General features: G+C 47.2%; 23 protein-coding genes, 1 tRNA gene and 1 other RNA gene. 16 read left to right on the forward strand and 9 right to left on the reverse strand.

Features of this window, described 5'->3' with window-relative positions; all coding sequences use genetic code 11:
• Nucleotides 1-161: 161 nt before the first annotated feature.
• Together OEZ43_18835 and glgP are read left to right on the forward strand one after the other, a co-directional pair.
• Nucleotides 162-248 (forward strand) — tRNA-Leu (locus OEZ43_18835).
• A 158-nt stretch (nt 249-406) separates the two neighbouring features.
• On the forward strand, nt 407-3001 hold the full coding sequence (gene glgP, locus OEZ43_18840) for an alpha-glucan family phosphorylase (protein ID MDH5547640.1): 2595 nt from the start codon (nt 407-409) through the stop codon (nt 2999-3001).
• 25 nt (nt 3002-3026) lie between these two features.
• Here glgP and OEZ43_18845 read toward each other — a convergent pair whose 3' ends face one another.
• A complete protein-coding gene (locus OEZ43_18845; protein MDH5547641.1) occupies nt 3027-4631 on the reverse strand; it encodes a chemotaxis protein CheW in 1605 nt (534 codons plus the stop codon).
• A 145-nt stretch (nt 4632-4776) separates the two neighbouring features.
• On the opposite strand from OEZ43_18845, the gene OEZ43_18850 reads away from it, so the two are divergent.
• The 3 genes from OEZ43_18850 (at nt 4777) to OEZ43_18860 (ending at nt 8301) form a co-directional block, all read left to right on the forward strand.
• Nucleotides 4777-5655: an alpha/beta hydrolase gene (locus tag OEZ43_18850; GenBank protein ID MDH5547642.1), complete on the forward strand. Its 879-nt coding sequence runs from the start codon at nt 4777-4779 to the stop codon at nt 5653-5655.
• A gap of 105 nt (nt 5656-5760) precedes the next feature.
• Nucleotides 5761-6171: a C40 family peptidase gene (locus tag OEZ43_18855; protein MDH5547643.1), complete on the forward strand. Its 411-nt coding sequence runs from the start codon at nt 5761-5763 to the stop codon at nt 6169-6171.
• Between the two features lie 198 nt (nt 6172-6369).
• Entirely contained in the window at nt 6370-8301 is a 1932-nt protein-coding gene (locus OEZ43_18860; GenBank protein ID MDH5547644.1) for a response regulator, read from the forward strand.
• A 10-nt stretch (nt 8302-8311) separates the two neighbouring features.
• Here the strand turns inward: OEZ43_18860 and OEZ43_18865 are convergent, their stop codons facing one another.
• Entirely contained in the window at nt 8312-11095 is a 2784-nt protein-coding gene (locus tag OEZ43_18865) for a hypothetical protein (GenBank protein ID MDH5547645.1), read from the reverse strand.
• 269 nt (nt 11096-11364) lie between these two features.
• Between OEZ43_18865 and glgC the strand changes: the two genes are divergently transcribed.
• The 3 genes from glgC to malQ are packed head-to-tail and all read left to right on the forward strand — an operon-like array spanning nt 11365 to nt 15815.
• Nucleotides 11365-12630, forward strand: a complete 1266-nt coding sequence (gene glgC / locus OEZ43_18870; GenBank protein MDH5547646.1) for a glucose-1-phosphate adenylyltransferase — start codon at nt 11365-11367, stop codon at nt 12628-12630.
• Entirely contained in the window at nt 12620-14335 is a 1716-nt protein-coding gene (locus OEZ43_18875; GenBank protein ID MDH5547647.1) for a glycoside hydrolase family 57 protein, read from the forward strand. Before glgC ends, OEZ43_18875 begins: the two co-directional genes overlap by 11 nt.
• A complete protein-coding gene (gene malQ, locus OEZ43_18880; GenBank protein MDH5547648.1) occupies nt 14331-15815 on the forward strand; it encodes a 4-alpha-glucanotransferase in 1485 nt (494 codons plus the stop codon). Before OEZ43_18875 ends, malQ begins: the two co-directional genes overlap by 5 nt.
• Here the strand turns inward: malQ and OEZ43_18885 are convergent.
• The 6 genes from OEZ43_18885 to OEZ43_18910 all read right to left on the reverse strand — a co-directional run bounded on the left by OEZ43_18885 (nt 15810) and on the right by OEZ43_18910 (nt 20751).
• A complete protein-coding gene (locus OEZ43_18885) occupies nt 15810-16022 on the reverse strand; it encodes a hypothetical protein (GenBank protein ID MDH5547649.1) in 213 nt (70 codons plus the stop codon). The genes malQ and OEZ43_18885 overlap by 6 nt on opposite strands.
• Nucleotides 16023-16135: 113 nt before the next feature.
• Nucleotides 16136-17353 carry a UbiH/UbiF/VisC/COQ6 family ubiquinone biosynthesis hydroxylase gene (locus OEZ43_18890; protein ID MDH5547650.1) on the reverse strand — a complete coding sequence of 406 codons (1218 nt, stop codon included), beginning with the start codon at nt 17351-17353 and terminating at the stop codon, nt 16136-16138.
• Complete coding sequence (ubiH, locus tag OEZ43_18895) at nt 17350-18576, reverse strand: 2-octaprenyl-6-methoxyphenyl hydroxylase (protein MDH5547651.1); 1227 nt, start codon at nt 18574-18576, stop codon at nt 17350-17352. The genes OEZ43_18890 and ubiH overlap by 4 nt, the downstream gene beginning before the upstream one ends.
• Nucleotides 18573-19883 (reverse strand): Xaa-Pro aminopeptidase, encoded by a 1311-nt coding sequence (gene pepP, locus OEZ43_18900; protein ID MDH5547652.1) that lies wholly within the window; start codon nt 19881-19883, stop codon nt 18573-18575. The genes ubiH and pepP overlap by 4 nt, the downstream gene beginning before the upstream one ends.
• A gap of 8 nt (nt 19884-19891) precedes the next feature.
• Nucleotides 19892-20464, reverse strand: a complete 573-nt coding sequence (locus OEZ43_18905) for a UPF0149 family protein (GenBank protein ID MDH5547653.1) — start codon at nt 20462-20464, stop codon at nt 19892-19894.
• The gene (locus OEZ43_18910; protein ID MDH5547654.1) at nt 20461-20751 is read right to left on the reverse strand and encodes a hypothetical protein; all 291 of its coding nucleotides are present in this window, start codon (nt 20749-20751) and stop codon (nt 20461-20463) included. The genes OEZ43_18905 and OEZ43_18910 overlap by 4 nt, the downstream gene beginning before the upstream one ends.
• A 122-nt stretch (nt 20752-20873) precedes the next feature.
• On the opposite strand from OEZ43_18910, the gene OEZ43_18915 reads away from it, so the two are divergent.
• From OEZ43_18915 to OEZ43_18945, 7 genes are all read left to right on the forward strand, one after another.
• On the forward strand, nt 20874-21116 hold the full coding sequence (locus tag OEZ43_18915) for a TIGR02449 family protein (protein ID MDH5547655.1): 243 nt from the start codon (nt 20874-20876) through the stop codon (nt 21114-21116).
• 5 nt (nt 21117-21121) lie between these two features.
• Nucleotides 21122-21430, forward strand: coding sequence for a cell division protein ZapA (locus tag OEZ43_18920; GenBank protein MDH5547656.1), 309 nt, complete (start codon nt 21122-21124; stop codon nt 21428-21430).
• 23 nt (nt 21431-21453) lie between these two features.
• Nucleotides 21454-21636: non-coding RNA, 6S RNA (gene ssrS, locus OEZ43_18925), on the forward strand.
• 46 nt (nt 21637-21682) lie between these two features.
• A complete protein-coding gene (locus OEZ43_18930; protein MDH5547657.1) occupies nt 21683-22276 on the forward strand; it encodes a 5-formyltetrahydrofolate cyclo-ligase in 594 nt (197 codons plus the stop codon).
• A 17-nt stretch (nt 22277-22293) separates the two neighbouring features.
• Nucleotides 22294-22752: an EVE domain-containing protein gene (locus OEZ43_18935; protein MDH5547658.1), complete on the forward strand. Its 459-nt coding sequence runs from the start codon at nt 22294-22296 to the stop codon at nt 22750-22752.
• 22 nt (nt 22753-22774) lie between these two features.
• Nucleotides 22775-23101: a hypothetical protein gene (locus OEZ43_18940; GenBank protein ID MDH5547659.1), complete on the forward strand. Its 327-nt coding sequence runs from the start codon at nt 22775-22777 to the stop codon at nt 23099-23101.
• A 3-nt stretch (nt 23102-23104) separates the two neighbouring features.
• Nucleotides 23105-23980 (forward strand): fructosamine kinase family protein, encoded by an 876-nt coding sequence (locus OEZ43_18945; protein ID MDH5547660.1) that lies wholly within the window; start codon nt 23105-23107, stop codon nt 23978-23980.
• Here OEZ43_18945 and OEZ43_18950 read toward each other — a convergent pair whose 3' ends face one another.
• The gene (locus tag OEZ43_18950; GenBank protein ID MDH5547661.1) at nt 23981-24820 is read right to left on the reverse strand and encodes a hypothetical protein; all 840 of its coding nucleotides are present in this window, start codon (nt 24818-24820) and stop codon (nt 23981-23983) included.
• A 290-nt stretch (nt 24821-25110) separates the two neighbouring features.
• Here OEZ43_18950 and OEZ43_18955 point away from each other — a divergent pair, with 290 nt between their 5' ends.
• Entirely contained in the window at nt 25111-25434 is a 324-nt protein-coding gene (locus OEZ43_18955) for a hypothetical protein (protein ID MDH5547662.1), read from the forward strand.
• The last annotated feature ends 91 nt before the right edge of the window (nt 25435-25525 follow it).

The raw sequence follows: 25525 nt of genomic DNA on the forward strand, positions 1-25525 counted from the left end.
TACATAAGTACTAAAATCCGAGTTTTTTATACTTATAAGTAATTAATATTATTAGATAATTCTAATCATAAAATTAGCAATCCATCCCTATCGCACTACAGCCTGCAAATTTGCACTTGCTGACATGTGTTCATAGATTATAGAATTGCCCCCTTCTTATTGCCGGGGTGGCGGAACTGGTAGACGCGCCGGATTCAAAATCCGGTGGTGGTGACATCGTGTCGGTTCGACTCCGACCCTCGGTACCATATATAGAGAGAGGGAAACACTTCCCTCTCTTGTTTAATCTGAACATCCTCAGTGAAATTCACTCAAACATCTATCCCGGTCCAGGGAAAAATTAGACTTTTTGCACTAAAGCGTCTTCAATTAGCAATACGCGACACCATTGTAATGAGGGAACATTATGGCCGGCACACGCTTCGCGTTGGAAGTCCAACCCCGAATCCCCAAACAGTTGAACCGCCTGAACGAATTGGCCAATAACCTGCTTTATAGCTGGGAGCATCAAATCATCCGGCTATTTGTTCGGCTCGACCCGGAATTGTGGGCGCAATGTGAACATAATCCCAAGGTATTTCTACGACGGATATCCCAACGACGTCTTGAGGAAGTCGCGCAGGATCGGGTATTCATGGAAGACTATAATCGCGCCTTGTCGGTCTATGACACCTATTTATCTCAACCTGGCGTATCTGAGGTCACCACTTTTCTGCATCGAAAAGAAGATCTGGTCGCGTATTTTTGCGCGGAGTTTGGCATACATGAGAGTTTTCCTATCTATTCTGGTGGATTAGGCATACTCGCAGGCGATCACTGTAAAGCCGCCAGCGATCTTGACGTACCCTTCGTCGCAGTTGGGATGCTTTATCGACAAGGCTATTTCAATCAAACCATTGACGAAAGCGGAAAACAACACGCGATCTACACACCCGCCAGTTTCGCTGATTTACCGATTAGCCCAGCGACGGATGAACAGGGCCGAGAAATACACGTTAGTGTTCCCATGGGTACGCACTCAGTCGGCATAAAAGTGTGGAAAGCCCATGCTGGGCATATCAACCTGGTGTTGCTTGATACCGACCTGGAAACAAATAACGAGAAAGATCGCCGTATCACCTACCAACTCTATGGTGGCGATAAGCAAACGCGTATTCAACAGGAAATCGTTTTGGGTATAGGCGGTGTCAGGGCTTTAAGAGCGTTAAAGCTCAATCCCAATGTGTGGCACATCAACGAAGGACACGCCGCTTTCATGCTGCTTGAACGCACGCTTGAATATCAAAAATCCGGCCTCGATTTCAACACGGCCTGGGAGACTGCTGCTATTGCTACGGTGTTTACTACTCATACTCCCGTTCCGGCAGGCCACGACATCTTTCCTCATGAACTCATGACGTCACATTTCGAAGGTTACTACGGCGAATTCGGCATAAGCGAAAAGCGTTTTCTTGAACTCGGGAGCTATCCTGGAGACGCTAACGCGTTTAATCAGACGGCTTTGGCTTTACGTGGTTCTCGTTATCACAATGGCGTTAGTCGCATACACGGTGGCGTCGCTAGCAAAATGGAAAACTACATCTGGCCGCAAATTGAAGACGAAGACAATCCCATAGATTACGTAACGAATGGCGTACATGTACCGACTTTTCTTGCACGCCATTGGGTAACGCTATTTGACAATCGTCTCGGTGCCGAGTGGCGCAAACAATTACGGAATGAAGAATACTGGAATGCGATTGATGACATCCCTGATCACGTTTATTGGGCCACACACCAATCCCTGAAAGTCGATCTATTTGAGTTTCTATACAAGCGCGCAGAGATACAGCATCGACGTAATGGTTGTAGCGATGTTCAGATTGAAAAGCGTACGCATTTTCTCAATCCCGAAAACACGGATGTGCTGGTAGTTGGTTTTGCGCGTAGATTTGCCACCTATAAACGTGCAGCATTGTTATTTGCAGACCTGGAACGACTTGCACGCCTTGTCAATGACAAAAATCGCCCGGTGGTATTAGTATTCGCCGGCAAAGCCCACCCTAAAGACGAACCTGGGCAGGAGTTGATTAAACTCATTTACGACATATCGAAACGACCTGAGTTTGAGGGCAAAATCATTGTTCAGGAAGGATACGATATCGCTCTCGCCCGCAAGCTAGTCGCCGGTGTTGACGTATGGCTAAACAATCCAGAGTATCCATTAGAGGCCAGCGGCACATCTGGACAGAAGGCTGGCATAAATGGCGTAATCAACCTTAGCGTGTTAGATGGTTGGTGGGGCGAAGGATATGTAGAAAACAATGGCTGGGCAATCAAACCTCACGGGCCCGAGTTTAGTAAGCAATTTCGCGATCACCATGAGGCGCAGGATCTGCTGAACATACTTGAAAACCAGGTGATACCACTGTATTACTCACGCGAGCCCAACGACTTTTCACGCGAATTTTCATCTCCTAGTCGTCAGGCATTTTCCAGCGGCTGGGTAAAAATGTCGAAAGCATCGATGAAAACCATCATTCCACATTTCAATGCGGAACGAATGATGATGGACTACGTACAACGTTTCTATAGCAAGGCTGCTAAACAATCTCTGAAGTTATACAAAGACAATTATCAATTGGCTCGTGAATTGGCAGATTGGAAACAACGCATCGTCGGCCACTGGAAAAACGTCAAGATACGCCATCATCAGGAACAGGTTCCCCAGTCTATTTCTGCTGGAACCACGCTAAAGCTGCAAGTCGCGGTCACACTTGATGGCTTGAATGAAAACGACATTATTGTGGAGAGCATAATCGGCACCGAAGACGATATAGGAAAGTTCAACACCCATGAATGCCAACGGTTTAAAAAAATCGACAGCATCGGGAGCGAAACGATATTTGAGCTCGAACTGTGCCCATCGCTACCTGGCCTACAATACTACAAGATTCGATGCTATCCCTATCACGCCAATTTGAGTCACCGATTTGAAATGGGCTGTATGTTGTGGCTATGATTTTGTAAGTTAGGTTTTCCGCAAGTTATTTTGCGACAGTGACGGTAACAATATCGCCGGGAAAAATCAGATCGGGATTATTAATACCGCTGGCACGCGCCAGTTCGGGATATCGATAGGGATCTTCGAGTACTGTCTCGGCGATTCGCCACAAGGTATCACCGCTTTTGACAACATGACGCGTACTAACCGCATTTGTCCCGGCGTGATTGGCCTTTTCCCCTAACAATACCTTCATAGGTGGCTTCTGTGTATTTTTCGCATTGGAGCTTGCGGGTCTATCCACGGTAATACTGATTGTGGGCGTATCGATTTCCACCACTCGTTGAATTTCAGACGCACCAACGACGCCCTTATTCGACGACAATTGCGCTTGAGTTTGCACACTAGTAGTCGTAACCATATCGGCCGAATGCTCTTGTGCCTGTTTCGTTAACAGCGAGGGCAAGGCCGGAATTTTCTCAGCGTAAAAATACAGCGCACCAATAACAACGACCAGACTCACACCACCAATAAGAAAAGGAATCCTGGAGCGCGGCTTGAATATATTTCGGTGACTGCGTCTCAGGCGAAACTCTTTGAAGGTGATAGCCTGCTCGGTTTCTAACTCATCTATTCCTACGACGGAAAATCGCGGACGATCTACGTCCTCAAAATTGTCAATTAGCTCTGCCGTTTTTTCTGTTGCCTCAGGAATCTCAGCCTGAATAAAGACCGGTACTTCGTCAATCTCACTATCCGTTGATGGAGAGGTGTCTGCATCAGAAGACAAAGGATTGTGATCCTCCGCCCCTCTCTTGGCATCTGCGACTACATGATGATGAACAATATTTGTAAAGGGAACCTGAGACTCAACTTTTTCTTCGGCGATAGGTGGCTCAAGATGCTGTTCGTTCTCCAGTATTTCTTCAACAGCCTTCGCCTCTTCAAATGCAGCTGCATTATCAGTTTCGTTCTGTAGTTCTTCTATCTCGCCTGTCGCTTCATCGCCCGCAGATGTTATAGCAGATTCTTCTATTTCTAGTGGCGGTGTAGCATCTGCCATTTCTTCAAGGGTATCGAAATTACCGTCTTTGAATTGATTTTCTTCGTTCCTGTCGGCTGTTTTGACTCCCTCAGCTATCGCACAATCTTCTGACTGCTGCTCAGTCGTGTCGCCGATTTTACCCAGCGCTTGTTGCCAGGCTTCACTGGAAAATGTTTCCACCTGATTTATCAGCGTCGAAAATGATACCTGTATGACAAGACCATGTTTTTCGAGATGCTGCACTTCAATTCCCGGCACGGAAAACATCGCATGCCGCGGTGTAAAACTTTCCCTGTCCACGATGTCGATGACCCTATCCACCTTGAATCCGAGCGCGTTTCCAGTATTTGTCGTGACAACCAGGGCACTACGTGTGTTCGTCTCAGAATCCTTTAGTCGCAGAATTTTTTTAAGATTAATTGCCGTCGCTGCGTGCTCACGAAATGAAAATCCGCCGTCAACAAAAAAAGGCATCACCGGCAATTCGGTAATCGCTTGGGGCTCTATGATAGACTCCACTTCAGCAATATCCACGCTGAACAGAATGTTTTCGAGCGAGAACAGCAGGCAGGTATTCAAGTCCTGTTTTTGTAATGGCAGCATATAAATATGTTTATCAGGGATTTTCCAAGAAGATCTCAATACCATATCGACGATCTGGCCGCGTAATTTACCTCCATATCCACAATTTGTGGCTTGGTATCACAATTGCGTGTGAACCAGGCTCATTCAACCGTGATACCGACTTATGTCAAAGATACAAAAGACCTATTCGAGGCTGTTCGCAAAAGCCCTTGGCCACTGTATAGCAGCGATTCAGGTAGTGTCGCCGACGATGTCGGCACGAATCGCCTACTGGTGGTGGCGCCGGACGCGGCGTGTCCCCTCTTCTGAAAAAGAGTCTGCCCTAAAGGCTCGATCCGAAAGAACTTCAATCATCTTTGAAAACACAAGAATACAGCTTTATCGCTGGGGGAAGCCGCCTTACATTTTGCTTGTACCGGGATGGAACGGCCGTGCAGGACAATTTCGTAACATCGTCGAAAACCTGGAACATAGCGGCTATGGTCTGCTCGCATGTGAACCGCCTGGGCACGGTGAATCAGACGGCAGCGCGACTAGTATTTTGCAAATTGCTCGCTTGGTGACGCAGCTTGTGGAAACCCAATCGGAAATTACCGGCTTTATTGGTCACTCTGCCGGTGCCATTGGAGGATTTATCGGCCTGCTCAATGCGGGAAAAAATATCGAAAAAGCCGTATTCATTGGAATGCCAGTCGATACCAGACAAATGTTGGAGACATATTGTCAGCAACTCAATCTCCGACCTGCCACACGACAATTCTTGACTGAACGATTTCTGGCGCAACACGGTATCGATGCCTTTGAACGAAGCTCCCCTATCGTATTGGCCAGACAATATGCTAGACCATGGCTAATCATTCACGATAAACAGGACCGAATAGTAAACCCTGGCCAAGCCGTTGAATTACATAATAGACTTAGTCTATCCGTGTACTATGAGAGCAATGGTTTCGGGCATTTCAGAACATTGCACGCTGCGCCGGTACTGTCGCGAATTTGTGACTACTTTAACGAAATTTCACCCAAGAAAACCGAGAGTTGAAGAATTTTGGCAGGGGCCGATAATACCTATATGAAGCTATATACACCGACTATTATCGGCAGTTTAATGCTAGTCCTCTTCTTGACTGGGTGCGGAAACTATCCCGTGAGAGAAACGAATTATACCTTCCAACAACGCCCAATACTTGCCGAGGAAAAGCAGACGATAGTCTACTCTGCAATGCAATTGATTGGCACACCGTATCGTTTCGGCGGCACCAATAACAACGGCGTCGATTGTAGCGGATTGGTATACCTCGCCTATCAAAATGCTGGCATTCAAGTCCCGAGAACCAGCCTGCAACAGTTCCGTCACTCAGACCGCGTGCACATGTCGCAGCTTCAACCCGGCGATCTGGTTTTTTTCAAGCTAGACCGCAGCCCGGTATCTCATGTTGGCATCTATATCGGTGACGACCGCTTTATTCACGCACCAAGAACAGGAAAATTTGTCGAATACGCCTCGCTGGATAATAGCTTTTGGAAAGAACGACTTACTGGCGCCGGTCGCTTTTAGTCATCCACTTTATAGCGCATAATCATTTACCCCGCATTCTTCCTTCTTAATTACTAAGTTTTCCCTATCTATCTGTCGATACATCTGTAAGCCCGAACTCTGCGAAAAGAGGGAATAGGATTACTGTCGACTATTGTTAAATTACCGAAAACAGTACCGTTGAAGCGCAATTTGCTTAGGTTGGAATAAGAACCCGTAATGGAAAAAACTGCACCAAGATTCCGGTCAATCAAAACCGGTTACCTCCTATTGGTAATCGGTATGGTGCTTATTTCCAGTTTGATCACGACGTGGATCGAGTATGACGAACACAAGATTCAAATACATCAAAATTTTCACAAAAAAATAAAGAGCCTGGCCTTTCTTTCGGCTCAAGCATCTTCGTCCGCGTTTTTATCCGGTAATCGATCATCTCTGCACAATGCATTGGTAACGCTTTCTCACGAGAACGAAGTCATCGCAAGCGCTATCATGGACACTGAAGAACATCTGCTTGCATCAATTATTCGCCCGGAGTTTCGTTCCGGAGACGTTAAGGAAGCGGACGACATCCAAAGAATAAAAAGTTTGTCTTTTGCAGAATTTTCCAAGCACCCAATATTTAGTCATAACCAGCCTGTTGGCTATGTGCTGGTTGTAATAGATAACCGGCTTTTTAACTACCTATCGAAAAAGCACTTCGCGGCACACTTACTAGAAAGACTAGGCACAGGTGCAATTCTTGCCGCTATTCTGGTTTGGTTTTTTAATCGCCGAGTAATTCTTCCTCTTAAAAAACTGAAAATCCACATAACGGAAATTCAACACGGACAACTTGGCGCAACACTAAATTACGCACGAAATGATGAAATTGAGCAACTCGGAGTCGCAATAAACGAATTGTCGCTTTCGTTAAAAACGAATGAGACCGAAAAAGAATATATGCAGTCAAAACTGCTCGAGGGCAATGAAGACTTGAAGCGCGCCACAAAGGCAAAAAATCAATTTCTCGCTAATATGAGCCATGAAATCATGTCGCCGCTGACTTCTATTATTGGCTACATAGACCACATAACCATGGAAGACCTACCCAAAAATCAACAAGACTCATTTAAGCGTGCGCTATTGCACAATAGCAAACATCTGCAAACTCTCATCAGCAACACCCTGGAATTTTCAAAAATTGAATCCGGTGAAATCGACATTCACAAAACGCGCTTCAACCTATTTACCTTCGTAGACGAATTGTTTTCCGCCTATACCCAAAGTGCACAAGAAAAAGGACTAGAGCTGAAATGCCATTACTCCTATCCGCTACCAGCCTTTATTACCACTGACTACATGCGCCTGAAACAGATCCTTTTCAATTTATTTAATAACGCTCTCAAATTTACTGAAAAGGGTCATGTCCGAGTAAATATTTATTATCAAGCCGGCGGCAAAGGCAATGTTGTATTTGACATCCAGGACACTGGGATCGGACTTGAAATCGGCCAAATCAATCAGCTATTCAGCAATTTTACCCAGGCGGAAATTACACCACATTCCAGCCCATCCGGTGCGGGCCTGGGACTGGTGATATCACGCATGCTTGCCACACTGCTCGGAGGAGACATCAACGTAATCAGCTCACCGGGCAAGGGTAGCCAGTTTAGCTGCTCTATTTATCCAGGCGTAATAGCGGACGAAGAACTTGTACAGTCAGAACACCAGCAAGACAACATCGTGGCGAAAATCAGCGCCAAGAGCTCAAAAATAGATCGCATGAATCTCAATCTGAAATTACATGTGCTTGTAATTGATGATTCACCAGACATACACATTTTGCTTGGTTCTTATCTCGCCAAGATGGGATGCACTGTAGATGCCGCGGATACCGGCTATGAAGGTTTACGCATGATAGAAAACAAGCAATATGACGTGATCATCGTCGACAAACAAATGCCCGGCATGGACGGCATAGAAACGACGCGAAAATTAAGACAAGCTGGATTCAAGAATCCCATCATTGCGATGACCGCCGCCACCCTCAACAAAGACGAATCGAAATTCAAGGCAGCGGGATGTGACGCCTATTTGAATAAACCCATCAATGTATCGCTGCTTTCAGAGACCTTGTCTCGCTGGTCTAAATCCGACAAATCGGTCTAATCAACTAAGTCTAGGGACAGTCTGTTGCCACAGGGCAGAATTTGAACCAGTCAGTGTCACCAATTGTGGCTGATATTTTGTTGCGCGATTGTCCTTCTGAAACATTCAACAACAATTTCGTCGCACCGGTAATACTATTGTCCATTGGTTCACCGATATTCTTGTCATCTAGTTCTCCAATAATATTACCTATTTGCCCACCAGGAGAAGTCACATTCAGTAAATAATCTCCGCCGTTAATATACACATCAGTCATATTCAAATACACCATCTTGTCTCCTGGTGGAACTCTGAATTTAACGATATCAATGCCGATATCATTACCGTTCCCCAGAGCCGGTGCTCGAATGTTGCGCCGATAAAGAATATTACCAGCGCTGGAAAATACAGAAACAAATGGATAACCCAAGGCCGAATTCCAGCCTCGCATATTGACTTGGTATACCTCGGACGCAGGTATCTCTGTCACTTTCAGATTGTAGGTGGTTCCACCTTCTTTATAAGCACCGTTAACACTGACTGTTGCCCAACTTATGTTGTTGAAAATACAGTTCATGGTTTCACCCGGCATAACCAAGGTACTACAGGGGGTGCTGCCGGTACCTGAATTGGTATTTACATACACCTCGGTACGCCCGCTCACTCCTGATATCTCAACATTGTAAAACGACGTATATTTCACTTCAAAACCATAATAACTGGCAACTGAAGGACCAGTTGCAATCCCGTCAAAGTGTTGAGGACCGACCTGCCCACTGAGGCTAACCTCTGATACATCGCCAGTTAAAACACCTGCATCCCAGACTATTTCGTACTCAAAGAACGCCTGTAGCGTCATAGCAGAAAGATCCTGCTCACTGACCGATGGATTGATTACTTCTACATATAGATCCGAAAATGCGACTCTCCCATCCACCCGATCAACAAAATTCGTCGTACATTCGTCGGTAGTCTCCGCTGAACAGTCAACTGGAGTACCATTGATTTTATTATCGTTGCTATCAAAAGAATATGGTGTATAGGTGATGGCTTGTGTAAATGCCGCATCTGAGTACACCTTTATCTTCACATTGCTATTGTTACGATTATCGAGTTTTATCCAATATTTTCGCGCCGGATCAATACCGATTTTATAATAGTTTGAACCACCGCCAATTTGGAATTTCTTACGGAATGGCGCCATACCTAAGTCGATAGGGGCATTTATACTGCCTCGCACGACGTACGCCTCAGCATTAGTTGAGACAATTGAAAAATTAGAAGTCCCAACGGGACTGGCGCTGGCGCGATCAATGAGAAACACCAATTTACCAACTATCGGTGTTATCGAACAATTGATTCGTCGTGTGCACGAGGAATTCTCAATACTCATCTCGACATCAGCCCCGATAATCTGAAATTCGTAATCTAGCCCAGGGGCAACACCGAGTTCCAAACGAACCGTTTCCGTGCCAATTGGATACCCATCACCTAACACCAAACGAGAACTCGCTGGAACAGCCGTTGCAATCGCGTCACTCATGAGTAGTTCTGGCTCAACGACGGTGGCAAAGCTGCCTGTTAGTTGAAACTTCTCCGCATCTCCACAAATTCCGAGTAGTAGCTCAACTTTAGGGCATACATTTGCGGCAAAAACCCCCGTCACAAGACCATTATTTTGACTAAAGCTGTCAAGCATCAAATGCTCGGAACTCGCTAACCAAAGATATTCCTTTTGTACTTGAACAGGACTACCTTTAAATGTTTCAAGAGTCCAAAAACTATAATAAACAAACAGCGCAACAGCAGAAACGCCATCAGCTTTAGGCGCGAGAACGAGCACCACCTCCTCATCCTTGTTCGGATCTGCCCCTCTATAGCGCACAACCAAACCTGGTATCAAAGCTGGAGAGCCATAGCTCTTGGCAACAATTCCTGAGTTGTCCATAAAAGCTGATATAAGTAAGCCGCTATTGTTTATTTCACGAAGTACAGGGATAGCTACTGGATCAGTAATTGACGGTCCAGCAACGGTAAAGCTATCAACAAATTTGACTTCAACGGTTACTTCTACAGCGGCAGTAATTCTACCATCTGTATATGATCCGACTACAGTCACGTTCTTGCTTGGGCTGTTCAGTGTGATTGCTTTCAGTACAGACGCATCCAGCGGATCAATGAGAAGCGTCCCGTCATCCGAAGGTATGCTCCAGACCATTGCCGACGTAACTACAGAAATTTTGCCTTCGTCATTAACAATCGATGCCGGTATTTGAAAGACATCACCCACGCGAACAGTCACTTTATTTTGTACGGTTAGCTGGAGTTTATTCGCCGCGGAATTGCTTTGCTCCGTTGTGTTCTGATTTTGAGTGGATGTGGATGATGAATTTGAGATTGTGACAGGCGCATTTATAACAACATTCAACTTACCTGTGACGCTTTCATAGCTGGCAGTGATTTCCACTGAGCCGGTTACATCGTCACTGATAATCATTTCACCGCTATTCGTGACCACAACACCGGTTAAATCAGCACTCCACGTTGCATAGGCCGTAACATCCTTGGTAGAACCATCACTAAACTGGGCGGTAACGTGAAGTTGAACAGAGTCACCAGAAGTGAGCGCATCGACGGCCTGAATATTGAGCGACTCGGGTGTTTTTGTTGATTCAGATTCTGCCGTTGGAAGGCTGGTATCGGTATTGCCAGCATCCACATTGGCATCGACATCGGCGTTTAGTGTCAACTCACAACCAACTAATGAAAAAGCCATAAGAAATATGGCCAGAATATATCCCCACCCACGAAACATAGCTATTCCCACTTGTTTTTGTGACTATACCGCCAAAATCCCGACAAAACCTTAATTTAGTCTTATATAAGTAGGGTTTGACCGGGGACAGAAGTAATTGTATCCAATTGACCTCCTTATTAAAGTCGAATCCAGGGAATTAGTCAAAACCGGCGTGGTCCACATATCTCGTAACAGGCAATTATCCGACTTTCGTGCTAGCTTTATAATTAATAGCAAGAAAAAGTCGTAAGAGGTTTCGGTTTCAGGACAAGACAAGGAGGTGCTGCTTGGAAGCACAAACGTCCCGCTTTGTCAGCCGCCTTACACGCAACACTGTGGCTATAATTCTTGCCGGGGGGCGCGGCTCCCGGCTAAAGCAACTAACGGATTGGCGGTCAAAACCCGCCGTACCGTTTGGTGGAAAATTTCGCATTATCGATTTTCCCTTATCTAATTGCGTTAATTCCGGCATTCGTCGTATTAGTGTCGTTACCCAATACAAATCTCATTCACTCATTCGTCACATACAAATGGGCTGGGGATTTCTGCAAGGACAACTGGGCGAATATGTAGAGTTATTACCTGCGCAACAGCGTATCGAAGAATCCTGGTATGCCGGAACAGCAGATGCGATTTACCAGAACCTGGATATTTTGCGTAGACACAAACCGGAGCTAGTACTCGTCCTGGCTGGCGATCATATCTACAAAATGGACTACGGTCCGATGCTGGCCTATCACGTGGAAAAAAAGGCTGACATGACGATTGGCTGCATAGAAGCCGATCTGGAAATGGCCAAATCCTTTGGCGTCATGAGCACAGAAAACGATGGTCGCATCGTTGCATTTAACGAGAAACCGGATGAACCAACACCGATGCCTGGTAAGCCTGAATGCGCGTTGGCCTCTATGGGAATTTACGTTTTCAATGCAGATTTTTTGTATGAGCATTTAATTGCCGATGCGGATAGCCCGGACTCCAGCCATGATTTTGGAAAAAATATCATTCCACGTTTGATCGAAAAGCAACGCGTCTTCGCCTATCCATTTCGCCATACCGAATCGGGTAAGCAAGCCTATTGGCGCGATGTCGGCACTTTAGATTCTTATTGGGAAGCCAATCAGGAATTAATTGGCGTGACGCCAGAACTGAATCTGTATGACAAGGACTGGCCGATCTGGACATATCAAAACCAGCTTCCACCCGCCAAATTCGTTTTCGACGATGACGACAGACGTGGCATGGCAGTTGACTCCATGGTATCAGCAGGCTGCATCATCTCGGGCGGACTAGTCAGGCATTCGCTATTGTTTTCACGCGTTATCGTCAATTCCTTTACGACGGTAAAAGATTCCGTCATTCTGCCCGATGTCGTCATTGGCAATCACTGCCGTTTGACCAAGGTCGTGTTGGACAAAGGTTGTATTATTCCAGATGAGACCGTTATCGGTGAAGATCTGGAAGAAGACCGCAAACGCTTCGAAGTCAGCCCCGGCGGCGTCGTGCTCGTGACGCCTGATATGCTTGGACAAAGGACGCATCATGTCAGATAAGTCGATTCGCGTTGTTCTGTGCTGGCACATGCATCAGCCTTACTATTACAACGGCGAGTCTGGTAACTACATTTTGCCATGGACATATCTGCACGCGACCAAAGATTATATCGACATGGCAAATATCATCGCTAATCAGCCTGGCGCCAAGGCCGTTATCAATTTTGCGCCGATTTTGCTGGAACAACTCGACGATTACACTAAACAGATCAACGCTTACGTAGACAGCGGCAAACAAATCAACGATCCATTGTTGATGCAGTTGGTTGCTAATGACATCCCTACTAGATCTGAAGAACAAAAAACATTAATCGCGGCCTGTCTACGCGCCAATGACACCCACCTGATCAATCGCTACCCGGTATTTAAGGGACTGGCTGAAATGGGTCGCAGCGCACTAAAAGACCCGAAGCTACTACCCTATCTGCAGGCGCAATTTTATTTTGATTTGCTGACCTGGTATCACATTGCCTGGCTGGGTGAAACCGTCAAACGCGAAAACAAGGTCGCGCGCGCGCTAATCGAACGTGCCAGCCAGTTTGGCGTTGAAGAACGTCATCAACTATTACTGCTCATACGCGATATTATAAACAGCATAATTCCAAAATACCGCGCCCTCGCCGCACAAGGTCAAGTCGAGTTAGCCTTTTCGCCCTACGCCCATCCGATTATTCCTCTCATGCTGGATTTCGGCAGCGCACGCGACGCAATGCCGAATGTAAAACTGCCTAAACATGACTGTTACCCCGGTGGAGAGGAACGTTGTGCCTGGCATTTCAAGCAAGGGCTGAAATCTTTCGAGCAACACTTCAATCATCGTCCTCGTGGTTGCTGGCCGTCTGAAGGAAGCATCAGCGCCGAGACTTTGCGTCTTTGTGAGAAATTCGAGATCGAATGGGTTGCCAGTGGCGAAAGCGTTATGCGCAACAGTATTGGCCAGAGCCCTGCGATTATGCATTTGCTCGAGGGCCATTGCCTGCATCGCCAATTTCACCTGAAAGACAATAATGTCAGTCTTTTCTTTCGCGATGATGGATTGTCAGACCTGATAGGTTTTACCTATTCAAGCTGGCACGCCAACGATGCAGTAAACAATCTCATTCACCATCTGGAAAATATTGCCGAGGCCTGTGAATACGATGCCGACACTATCGTGCCAATTATTCTTGATGGTGAAAATGCGTGGGAGTATTACCCGGAAAACGGTTTTCATTTTCTCAGCGCACTTTACGCCAAGCTTGTTCAACATCCAAGATTAAACCTGTGTACTTTTTCGGATTGTATAGACGCCGCTACCGGGCGCATGCAACTGGACAAGATTGCCGCGGGAAGTTGGGTATACGGTACTTTTTCCACCTGGATAGGTGAAAAGGACAAAAACAACGGGTGGGACTTACTGGTATCGGCAAAACAAACTTTCGATAAGGTTGTCAGCAACCGGAAACTGAGCGCAGAGCAACAAGAGGCCGCCGAAAAACAACTCGCAATATGCGAAGGTTCAGACTGGTTTTGGTGGTTTGGAGACTACAATCCGGCAGATTCGGTAAAAAGCTTCGAGCAACTTTTTCGCGTACAACTGACAACACTTTATCACTTACTTGGGGAAGAAGTACCACAAGAGCTCAATCAAGTCATCAGCAGCGGCAGCGGCGCGCCAGCAGCTGGTGGGGTGATGAGACCTGGACAAGAAGGACATCCACATTAGTTCCAGCACACAACGTTGTAGCGGCATTCTATTACATCTGAGTTCGCTGCCAGGCAATCCTTTGGGCGGAGAACTTGGAGACGAAGCCTTTTCTTTTGTCGATTTCCTACACGAAACCGGTCAGAGTCTCTGGCAAATGTTGCCTGTTGGTCCGACTCACGGTGACCTTTCGCCCTATCAGGCCTTGTCATCGCATGCGGGCAATCCGGTATTTGTTTCTTTGACGCCATTACAGGAAGCTGGCTTTCTACACACTATTGGACATCCCGGCGCGTATGAAGATGTATTGCAATTCAAGAGACGCTGTATTGCCTCGGCTTGGACGGCGGTAACACAACAGCTTAACAATGAATGGATGGATGCGTTTGATACCTTTTGTGACGGCCAGACATGGCTACACGACTATGCGCTTTTTATTGCACTGCGAAACCAACATGGTCATCAGTCCTGGACGGATTGGCCAGAGCCATTTAGAAGTCGCGACCAACAGGCACTCAAATCGTTTTACCAGCAACACCAACAGATCGTTGATGCGATCAAATTTGAACAATATTTATTTTTCACCCAGTGGCAAAAACTCAGAGACTATGCCAGCAAAAAGAATGTTCAACTGCTAGGCGATTTACCTATCTTCGTCGCCCATGACAGCGCCGAGGTTTGGTGCCGACCAGAGCTGTTTCTCCTCGACGAACAGGGCAAGCCCACCGAAGTCGCCGGTGTACCGCCCGATTATTTTTCTGAAACCGGTCAACGTTGGGGCAACCCTTTATACAATTGGCAGGAAATTCAAAAACAATCTTTTCAATGGTGGATAGAACGCATAGAAACGCAGCTACAGCTTTTTGATAAGGTGCGTATTGATCACTTTCGGGGATTCGAAGCGTTTTGGGCCATTCCGGCAACAGAGGAAACAGCCATCAATGGACAGTGGCGCAAGGCACCAGGCGAGGAATTATTTACTGCACTTCAACAACACTTTTCGATGCCGTTACCGTTGATAGCGGAAGATCTCGGTATTATTACGCCGGAAGTGGATGCCTTGCGTAAACGATTCAAATTGCCCGGCATGAAGATATTGCAATTCGCCTTTGGTGGTCAGCCGGACAATCCCTATTTACCACACAACCATGAGAAAAACGCCGTGGTGTATACCGGCACTCATGACAATAATACGACGCTCGGCTGGTATAAAAGTTTGCCAGAAAATGAAAAGCGTCACGTTCATGAATACCTGTTTCAAAGCGAAGAACCTATCAACTGGCTTTTGATAAAAGCAGCGGCGGCCTCGGTGGCAAACACCTGCATTCTACCGTTGCAAGACGTGATGGGTTTAGATGGACTTCATCGAATGAATACGCCAGGTACCACTGAAGGTAACTGGCGTTGGCGTTTTGATTGGTCGCAGCTCGGCGCGAAAGAAAAAACGAAACTAAAGACACTGACCCAGGTATACGGGCGCTTGAGAATGTTCCCGTTATGATTTTTCGCGTTGCTGCAACATGGCAGTTAACACTTCAGCCAATTCTTCTTTAGTAAGATGCTCGAGACGTGGATCGCTGCAGATGTCATCGAGATACATAGCCAGTACCTGATGGGCGACGACTGCCTTTTCCACCGCCATTTTTATATTATTGATATCCGCTTCGCTGATGCGCGATGCTTTGGGGAAAGGAATGACCTGACTCACGTGCAACCTCTCAGACTGTTGATTTAGTTATGTGCAGAAAGCTTAACACGGGAATTCTGAAGTGCAACTGAGGGTTAAAAGTAAATTCCTGAGAAGGCCTGGATACAGGTAAGTCAATGCCCACTACGCACCAATTTGGGTAAATCCCGGCGCATACCCATGGCCTGTTGTATAAACAACTGCTTCAGCGGCGGCACGCTATTGGCCAGGTTCAAACCCATATTACGCAGCACAGACAAGGGCTTGATCTCATTGGAAAACAGCCGTTTAAACCCATCCATAGCCGACATCATCATGACATTGTCCGCCTTGCGCCCACGTTCGTAGCGACGCAACACGCTCAGTTGTCCAATATCTTTGTGCGCGTTCGCCGCGTCCATTAAGACCTCGGCCAACAGGGCGGCATCAAGAAAACCCAGGTTTACCCCCTGGCCGGCCAGCGGGTGGATGGTATGGGCCGCATCCCCAACCAGAACCACGCGATCTCGAACGTAGTCCCGCGCATGCTGAAGACTCAAAGGGAAAGCGGCGCGTTTGCCTATGGCAACCACCTTGCCCGGCCCTTGTTCGCCTATCGCTGTATTTAATTCATCAATAAATGTCTGTTCATCCAATCCACAAAGGCGAACGCTTTCGTCCTGTGTCGTTGACCAAACGATGGAACAGTGTTTTTCGTCCAGTGGAAGAAAGGCCAAGGGACCGGTGGGCAAAAAGCGTTGCCACGCAGTTTCCTGGTGAGTCTCTTCAAGCGTCACCGTAGTGACTAATCCATTTTGTTGATACGACCAACCGATGGTGTCGATATCGGAGCAATCGCGTATCCACGAACGCGCACCGTCGGCACCGACGATGAGTTTCGCGCTTAGTTGCGTATCGTCATTCAACTCAAGCGTCACGCCATCGATATTTATGTTCAGCGATTGGGGACGTACACCAAAACGCAGATCCACTTGCGGCAGCGTGTGTAGCTGATCAATGATCGCTCCCTGTATCACGCGATTTTCGATGATGTGGCCAAGACAGGCTTCGCCCACATCGGCGCAATCGAAATGAATTTCTCCGCTTCCCGTGGCGTCCCACACATGCATCTTCTGATACGGGAAGCAACGCCGTTCCACAATGCGATCCCATGCACCAATCTTGTTTAATAGCGTTTGCGACGCCTTGGTAATCGCACTGACACGCAACTCGTATTCATCATAAGGCCACGTTACATCAGGTTTGCCCGCGTCCAGGAGACAGATCCTCAACCGGCTGTTGCCTATCGCCGCTGCCAGGGCACCACCGACCATACCCGCGCCAACGATGATGACGTCATATTCGTTTTTCATAGCGGCAATCCTCGTGATAAACGCGGCAGACGCCCCGCCATGCCCATGGTTCGTCTTGTCAGAAAATGTTTGAGCGGTGGTACAAGATCGGTAACCAACAAGCCTTTGCTGCGCAAATGTGCCAATGGCCCCCATTGATTGGAAAACACACGCGCCACCGTATCCGTAAAACCAATAACGCCCATGTGGTCCCGCTTACGCGCAACTTCATAGCGCTTGAGGACGGCGTCGCTACCAATGTCTTCGCCCTGCCGTGCCGCATTCACTACTACCTCTGCCAGGGTCGAAACGTCACGAATACCCAGATTGAATCCCTGACCAGCAACCGGGTGCAGAGTGTGCGCGGCGTTGCCAATAATCGCCACGCCGGGGCGGATATGTTCTTTAGTTTTTAACATTACCAGCGGATAGGCGTGACGCTTCGCCACACGGGTAAACGCACCCAGGCGATAACCAAAACGATCTGTCAGCAAGGACAAAAACGCGTCGTCTTCCAGGGCCATCACTCCATCCACATCGGCATCACGAGTGGTTAACACCAGTGAACAACGATTCTCAGACATAGGCAATAAGGCCATAGGGCCGCCAGGTGTAAAACGTTCGTAGGCGACATTATTGTGTTTGTAGGCGGGAGTCACCGTGCTGATAATCGCGGTCTGGCCATATTCCCAACGATTGACGCCGATATCTAATAACTTGCGCACCTGCGAATTGCCGCCGTCAGCGCCGACCATTAAACGAGTGCGGATCTTGTGTACGCCATCATTGAGCGCAATCCCCAGCTCCAAGCCATCGCTGTGATATTGAATAGATTCCAGCTTGGCGGGACAAAGCAAACTCACATCCTCGCAGCTATTCAAACGCTGCATGAGCGCGCCACCAATTACACGGTTCTCGATGACGTAGCCTAGCGCATCAACGTCTTCTTTGTGTGCATCAATACGCGTCACGCCGAATTGTCCCTGATCGGAGATATGAATCTCCTTAATCGCCGTCGACTCATCCCGCATTTCTCGCCATAGACCGATGCTGTCGAAAATTTTGTGACTGCCATAGGCCAAAGCAATACTGCGTGCATCGTAGCTAGGCTGTTGGTCAGAACGAAAGGGAAACGCTTCAACCACGGCAATACGCAAACCCTGCCCGGAAAGCGCAATCGCCATGGTCGCGCCCACCATGCCACCACCGATTATGCAAACATCGAATTGTTCTTGGGAATTCATCGCGCCATCAATGCCTCAATCTCATCGACCTCCTTGGGGACATCTTCGGTCAACACCTGGTTACCCTTCTTCGTCACCAGTACATCGTCTTCAATGCGTATGCCTATGCCCCACCACTTTTTGTGCACGCCTTTCGTGCCGTGGGCGATGTATAAACCCGGCTCAACTGTCAGCACCATGCCCGGCTCCAGTTTGCGCCACTTGCCATTGATGCGATATTCGCCGACGTCGTGCACATCCATTCCTAACCAGTGCCCGGTGCGATGCATATAAAACTTTCGATAGGCCTGTTTCTCGATCAAGGTTTCTATTTTGCCTTTGAGCAACTTCAATTTGACCAGCCCTTTGGTCAACACACGGACAGCAGTTTCATGGGGTTTATTCCAATGATTTCCCGGGCGCACCTCTTTTATGGCTGCATAATTGGCATCTAGCACTAATTGATACAGTTGACGTTGTTCTGGGGAAAAACGACCGTTTACAGGAAAGGTACGGGTGATATCCGAGGCATAAAAATTCAACTCTGCGCCGGCATCGATGAGTAGCAAGTCTCCATCATGCAGCGCATCGCTGTTTTCCACATAGTGCAGAATGCACGCATTATCTCCTCCGCCAACGATGGAGTTATACGCTGTTTCACAACCGTGTTTTCGAAAGACATGCAGTAATTCAGCCTCGACTTCGTATTCGAACAAATTGGGCTTGCATGTCTGCATCGCACGACAGTGTGCTTCGGCAGAAATTCTTGCCGCCTTGTGCATGACTTTGGATTCGGCTGGACTTTTAATCAAACGCATTTCATGCAATACACTTTCGAGACTGATCAAGTGCTGTGGCGCATGAACGCCAGAACGCGATAACCGACGCACGCCGTTTATCCATTTAATCATGCGCGTATCAAAATCCTGATCATTGCCGAAACTGACGAAAACTTGATGACGATCCTGCAATAATTGCGGAATTAATTCATCTGCCTTGTCGATGGGCCAGGCTTCATCGGCTTCCAGCGTCTTGGGTGCAGCCTTCACTCCCACTCGACGTCCCGTCCAGGTTTCCATTTCCGGGTTTTTTTCGCGGCAGAAAATGATGAATTGTCCTTCCTTGCGACCAGGGACGAACACCGCGATGGCTTCTGGTTCTGCAAATCCAGTTAAATAATAGAAATCACTATCGGGGCGATAGGCATAATCAGCGTCGCGATTACGAATTTTTTCCGGTGCCGCCGCGACTATCGCAATTGACTGTTTACCGATGCGGCGCATTAACTCTTTACGACGACGTTTAAACTCAGCAGGTTTGAAATGCATAGGCTTAATCAGTGTAAGGTTGGCGGCTGTTCGTCCGGCTCAGCCTGATTGAATTCGGTATAGACCAACATTGAACCCACACGCAAATACTCCACAACTTCTGAATAGGCTCGTTCATTTTGTTCCTCGTCCTGGTCCGGGTCATATCCGGCACGGGAGATTTCAAGAAAGTCCTGAACGACTTCACCAACTTCTCCGGGCAGGTTTTCCACATTACTAACACCAGCAGCACTCATGCCGTAAAGGAACCCCTGACACCAGGACGATAAGTCGGCGATACGATCGCCTAAGTCCAATTCGTCATCTGGCAACAGTATTTCAAATTCATAATTACCATCAGCAAACTGTTGGCGAGTGGTTTCATAAAGACTTTGCAGAAGATCACGCGCCTCGGCCGCGAGTATGTTTCCAGGATCCTGGTCGCCCAAAACGTGTTCAATCCACAGCGTGGCATCCAGTTCGCGCGCCACGCACAGCATGCCACAAAGTTGTCCGTGGGCCTCAGCCGCCTCAACGTCGGCATTTGCGCGCAATAAACACTGCTCTATCTCAGTGTGCGTCAAATTATCTTTGTGCGTCAAAATTCGTCCAATATTGCTTCGTATGTATTGATGATCATGCGGTAGAGCCGCCCATTGATCTGTATGTGGCCGCCACGTGGTTCGCGCAAACGCAAATTCCCCTGTGAATCCGATAACCCCTTGATACCAAACTGCTTATCCTCAATCATCTGACCAAGTAATTGAGCCAGTTCCTGTACAGGAATCGACCCGGTATTATCCACAATCCGGCAGGTTTTACCATTCTGCGCCTTGTCTTCGACGATTATAGCTTCAGGTGAATACTCACTTTTAGGAAAAACTGGCAAGATTCTGGAATCCCTATCATTTTCAGTCATACAAACCAGGCTTTCTGTAGCGGGGATAACATGCTAGCATTTAACGTGTTCCTGATAAAACAGGAATCGAAATTTGTCGAAAGGTAGGTGTCATGGAATTAATCACCAGTCAGTTGTCAATGGACTTTGATGATGTGGGGGTGAACGACCTGGAGGAAACTGTACAGCAGTTGCTTTCACTCTGTCGTCGTTTGCAAGAAGAAAATATTGCGCTGCGAACACGCGAGGAAGAACTTACAAAAGAACGTGATATCTTGCTGGAGCGCAATGTCATGGCGAAAGAACGGGTAGAGTCAATAATAACTCGTCTGAAAGACATGGAACTTGAGGATTAGAGAGAATGGCAGCGATCGCGGTGAATGTGCAGATCCTGGGCAAGGAGTACAGAGTTGCCTGTCAGGACAGTGAACGAGATGAACTGATTTCATCGGCAAAATTACTCGATGAAAAAATGCGTGAAGTTCGCTCATCAGGGAAGGTGGTCGGAACAGAACGTATTGCAATAATGGCGGCACTAAATTTGTCACATGAGTTATTGCAATACAAACTGGCAGACAAGGAACGAAGTCGGGCGCTAAGGTCCCGAATGCAAGGTCTGCAGCAGAAAATTGAGGTAGCGCTCGATGAAAGACAGAAATTATCAGCGTAACCGCACCGGTTTAAAAGGTTTGGCGCTCTCTGGTATTCAGGTAAGTACCTCGAATATTTCTTGAGCCGATAAATCACTCTCCGGGGACTAAATTCTGGCATTGTGTGCATGTCCGCTCGACGGAAAGCCTAATATGTCAGTCGCTGTCCCCAAGCTGAACTCCAGGGTTCAAGGAGAGCGAGGACTACGGAATTTCCGGAGAGTGCCATCTATTATGAATCTTCATTATCTTCCTGGATAAACCTTCTTGTTGTGACTTCAAAAAATGACATCCGCAAACAGGTACGTCTGTTGCGCCGATCCCTGTCAGTAGATGATCGCCATCAACACGCGGCATCGCTTTATCAGCACTTTCATCGTCATCAGTTTTTTCGCAATAGCCAACGTATTGCCATGTATCTCAGCAATGACGGCGAGTTGGATTTAACTCCGCTGATACTACGCGCGTTTGGATTAAAGAAACGTGTTTTTCTGCCCGCATTACACAAGCCAGGTTACGACCGCATGGTCTTCATTCGATACACAAAAAAAAGCCCCATGCGAAATAATCGCTTCGGTATCGCCGAACCTCGCTATCAAAACAGAACTACCATTACGCCACGCAGCCTGGATCTGGTACTGATGCCGCTGGTCGCCTTCGATAAAACGGGCAACAGACTCGGCATGGGCGGTGGATTTTATGACAGAACCTTTGCCTTTCTTGGCACCCGCAAACATTGGCACAAACCGCGATTGATTGGTGTTGCCTATGACTTTCAACTAATCGACGACATTCCTCACGAACCCTGGGATGTTCCACTCGACGGTGTAGTAACACCGACCACGTTTTACGCATTTAAAAAATGAGAGGTAGTGTTTTAAAAATGAAGTATTGGCTAATGAAGTCCGAGCCTGATGTATTCAGCATTGATGATCTTAAAAACAGACCTGACAGCACCGAACACTGGGACGGCGTTCGCAATTACCAGGCGCGAAATATGATGCGTGATGACATGAAAGTTGGTGACAAGATTTTCTTTTATCATTCCAATTGCGATATTCCCGGCATAGTAGGCATCGCCAAGGTGGCGAAAGAGGCCTATCCAGACTTCACCTCCTGGAATCCGGAAAGCAAGTATTACGACCCCAAAAGTTCAGAAGAAAACCCACGCTGGTTTATGGTCGATGTTCAGTTTGTAAAAAAATTCAAGCGCACTATTAGTCTTAGCGAACTAAAAGATGATCCGGCGCTGCAGGAAATGCCGTTAGTGCGCAAGGGCAATCGTCTATCCATCAATCAGGTATCAGCGGCTGAATGGGAGCATATACTTGATTTGGAATAACACATAAACAATAGGAATCGATATGACGCTGGGTAAGCTAATTCAATTTCTCAATCAGAACACCGATTATCCCTATGCCACCGGCGATGGCAATGCGCTGCGGCACGCACTAGACGGGAGCCACCCCCACGCGCTAATCGGTGAACTACTGAAAAGCATTGCACAACACTGCGCCTGCGGAGATGAAAACTGCCTGCTAGCGCGCGAGCAAGTCGTGCTTGCACTCGGGCCAATTCGCTTAAAGTACATGGCCGACGACGCCCCTGCGGAGGGCTTTCGTTTAATTGAGAAAAGCATATGCGCCATTGACGACGCTTTCAATCAGGAAGCACTACGACTAAAGGGATAAGCCATGTACTGGAACGCCATATGCGAAGACATCAGCAAAACCACTGGGCGAACGTTCGCGATAACATCCAAGCACAGCGTCGGTGGTGGAAGCATAAATGACGCCTGGTGTCTTGACAGTGGCGATCGTCAGTTTTTCGCGAAAATAAATGCTGAACAGCGATGTGAAATGTTCCACGCCGAAGCAGAAGGTTTACTCGAACTCCGATCCGCAGACGCTATACGCGTTCCGCAACCGATATGCTGGGGGAAGACCAGGGGAGCGAGCTATATCGTAATGGAATTTATTGACGAAGGCACTCGCGGATCACAGGTTTTACTCGGGCAACAACTCGCCGCATTGCACCACCATACAGGAAAACAATTTGGCTGGCATAGAGATAACACCATCGGCTCAACACCACAAGTTAATACGCCTGCAAATGACTGGCTGACATTCCTGCGTGATCAAAGACTGGGCTTTCAACTAGAGCTTGCTGCAAGAAATGGTTACACGGGCCGCATGACAAAAGACGGCGATATTTTATTGGACAAACTATCGCATTTCTTCGATGGCTATCAGCCGGAAAAAAATCTGTTGCACGGCGATCTTTGGTCGGGAAACTATCGTTTCGATCGCGAAGGCAATCCGGTTATTTTTGATCCGGCCGTCTATTACGGTGATCGGGAAGCCGACATCGCCATGACGGAATTATTTGGCGGATTTGGCGCTGAATTTTACGCCGCTTATGATGAGGCTTACCCGCTGCACGTTGGTTATAACATCCGTAAAACCTTATACAACCTCTACCACATCCTGAATCACCTGAATCTATTTGGCAGTGGTTACCAGGGGCAGGCCGAGAGAATGATTTCCAGTTTGCTGGCAGAAGTACGCTGACTACAAACCGGAATTGAAACCAGAAGAATCCAGACCAGATGAATCACCAGCAGATTCGAAATATGCCTTCTGCTGATCCAGTTGAATATTTTTTTCCTCAATCTTTTTCAAAGACTGTCTCAAGCTAATAGCCTGGGTCTGGATAATCCGATCTGCGCGTTTAACAATCAGATAAAGACTTGTGTAGAGCAACAATAGAAGTATAACGATAAAAAAGAATGCAAAGGTTTGTCTGTTCTTAACCTCGGCGAATTGATCGGTAACATCGAAATAAACTTCAATGACCCCTGCCACACCCATTCCACCCACGTCGAAATCACGTATTGGCAAATAGCTAGACACCACATCGCGATTAAACAGCTCACCACTCACCGCGCTGAATTTTTCGCGATGCGAAAGCTCACTGATCACAAGCGCAGTTTTTGCCGCGACGCTGCCGCCATAGTCTGCGGGTTTCTGTACCGCAAGCTGGCTGAAGTCAGTAGAGTAAATGGTTTTCCCGTTCAGGTCGAAAATCTTTACTTTCAGGATCGGTGTTTTATCGATGTAGCTCAACACCAGTTGATTGGTTGCCAGGAGTTTGGGATGTACAGACAATTCGTCTTTGTTTAGCTTGGACGCTACCGGGGCAAATTTACGAAACTCGGGCCATATGGTATTTGACACAGCCTGGGTTAACACAACATTGGCTTGTTCACCGTGAGAAATCAGGGTTTGAATCGTCTGTTGACGATAGGTAAAGAACAGCAACATCGCGACAATTGATATCAACACCAGAGACGTTCTTGAAAAATACTTTACGAGAGGAAATAGCTTTGTATTGCGATTTGCTGTTCTCATAGCCCTGTAAAACATTCAGCTAATAAGACTCGGTATCGGCCTGCTGGTAGTAGTATTTAGAAAAACAAACAAATATTCCGCTATTTATTACAAAATGTTAATGTTCTCCAGCTACCACTAGGTCGCAAACGCCTATCCCTGTTTGCAGAGCCATTCAAAACCGATCAGGCAAACACCTGTTGTGATAACAACAATTAATCTTTCCTAGAAAAACTTTTCATATGCTTAGCGACAAATTGAGACCTAGTATTAATTCACCATACCGTACAAATTCTGCTGAGGGAAACAACATGGATATTGACCTTGAGCCCGTAGTCGACAACTGGTATCTGCACCTGGATAAAGGACAAAATTTCCGGGTCATTGCCGTCGACGATGTTATAGGTGTAATAGAGATTCAACACTTTGATGGTGATATCGAAGAAATCACTTTTGATGACTGGGCAGAGCTGGAAATCGAACTCAGCGAAGAACCCACAAACTGGGCGGGGGCCCTGGACATCGCCGAACCAGATGACTACGGAACCGAGATTACCGATACCGCAGACGACGACTGGTTAGACCCCATACAGGAAGTAAAAAAACCTACCAAGGCCCATCCAGCAACCTGGTAGTGACTTTTGTAAAAACCGGCGTCCTTTGTTTGCAGTCATTGAATGCGACACGATACTGTGCACAACGCCACTCAACATCCAGAAACAAAGG

This window comes from Gammaproteobacteria bacterium (genome assembly GCA_029881255.1).
GTDB lineage: Bacteria > Pseudomonadota > Gammaproteobacteria > S012-40 > S012-40 > JAOUMY01.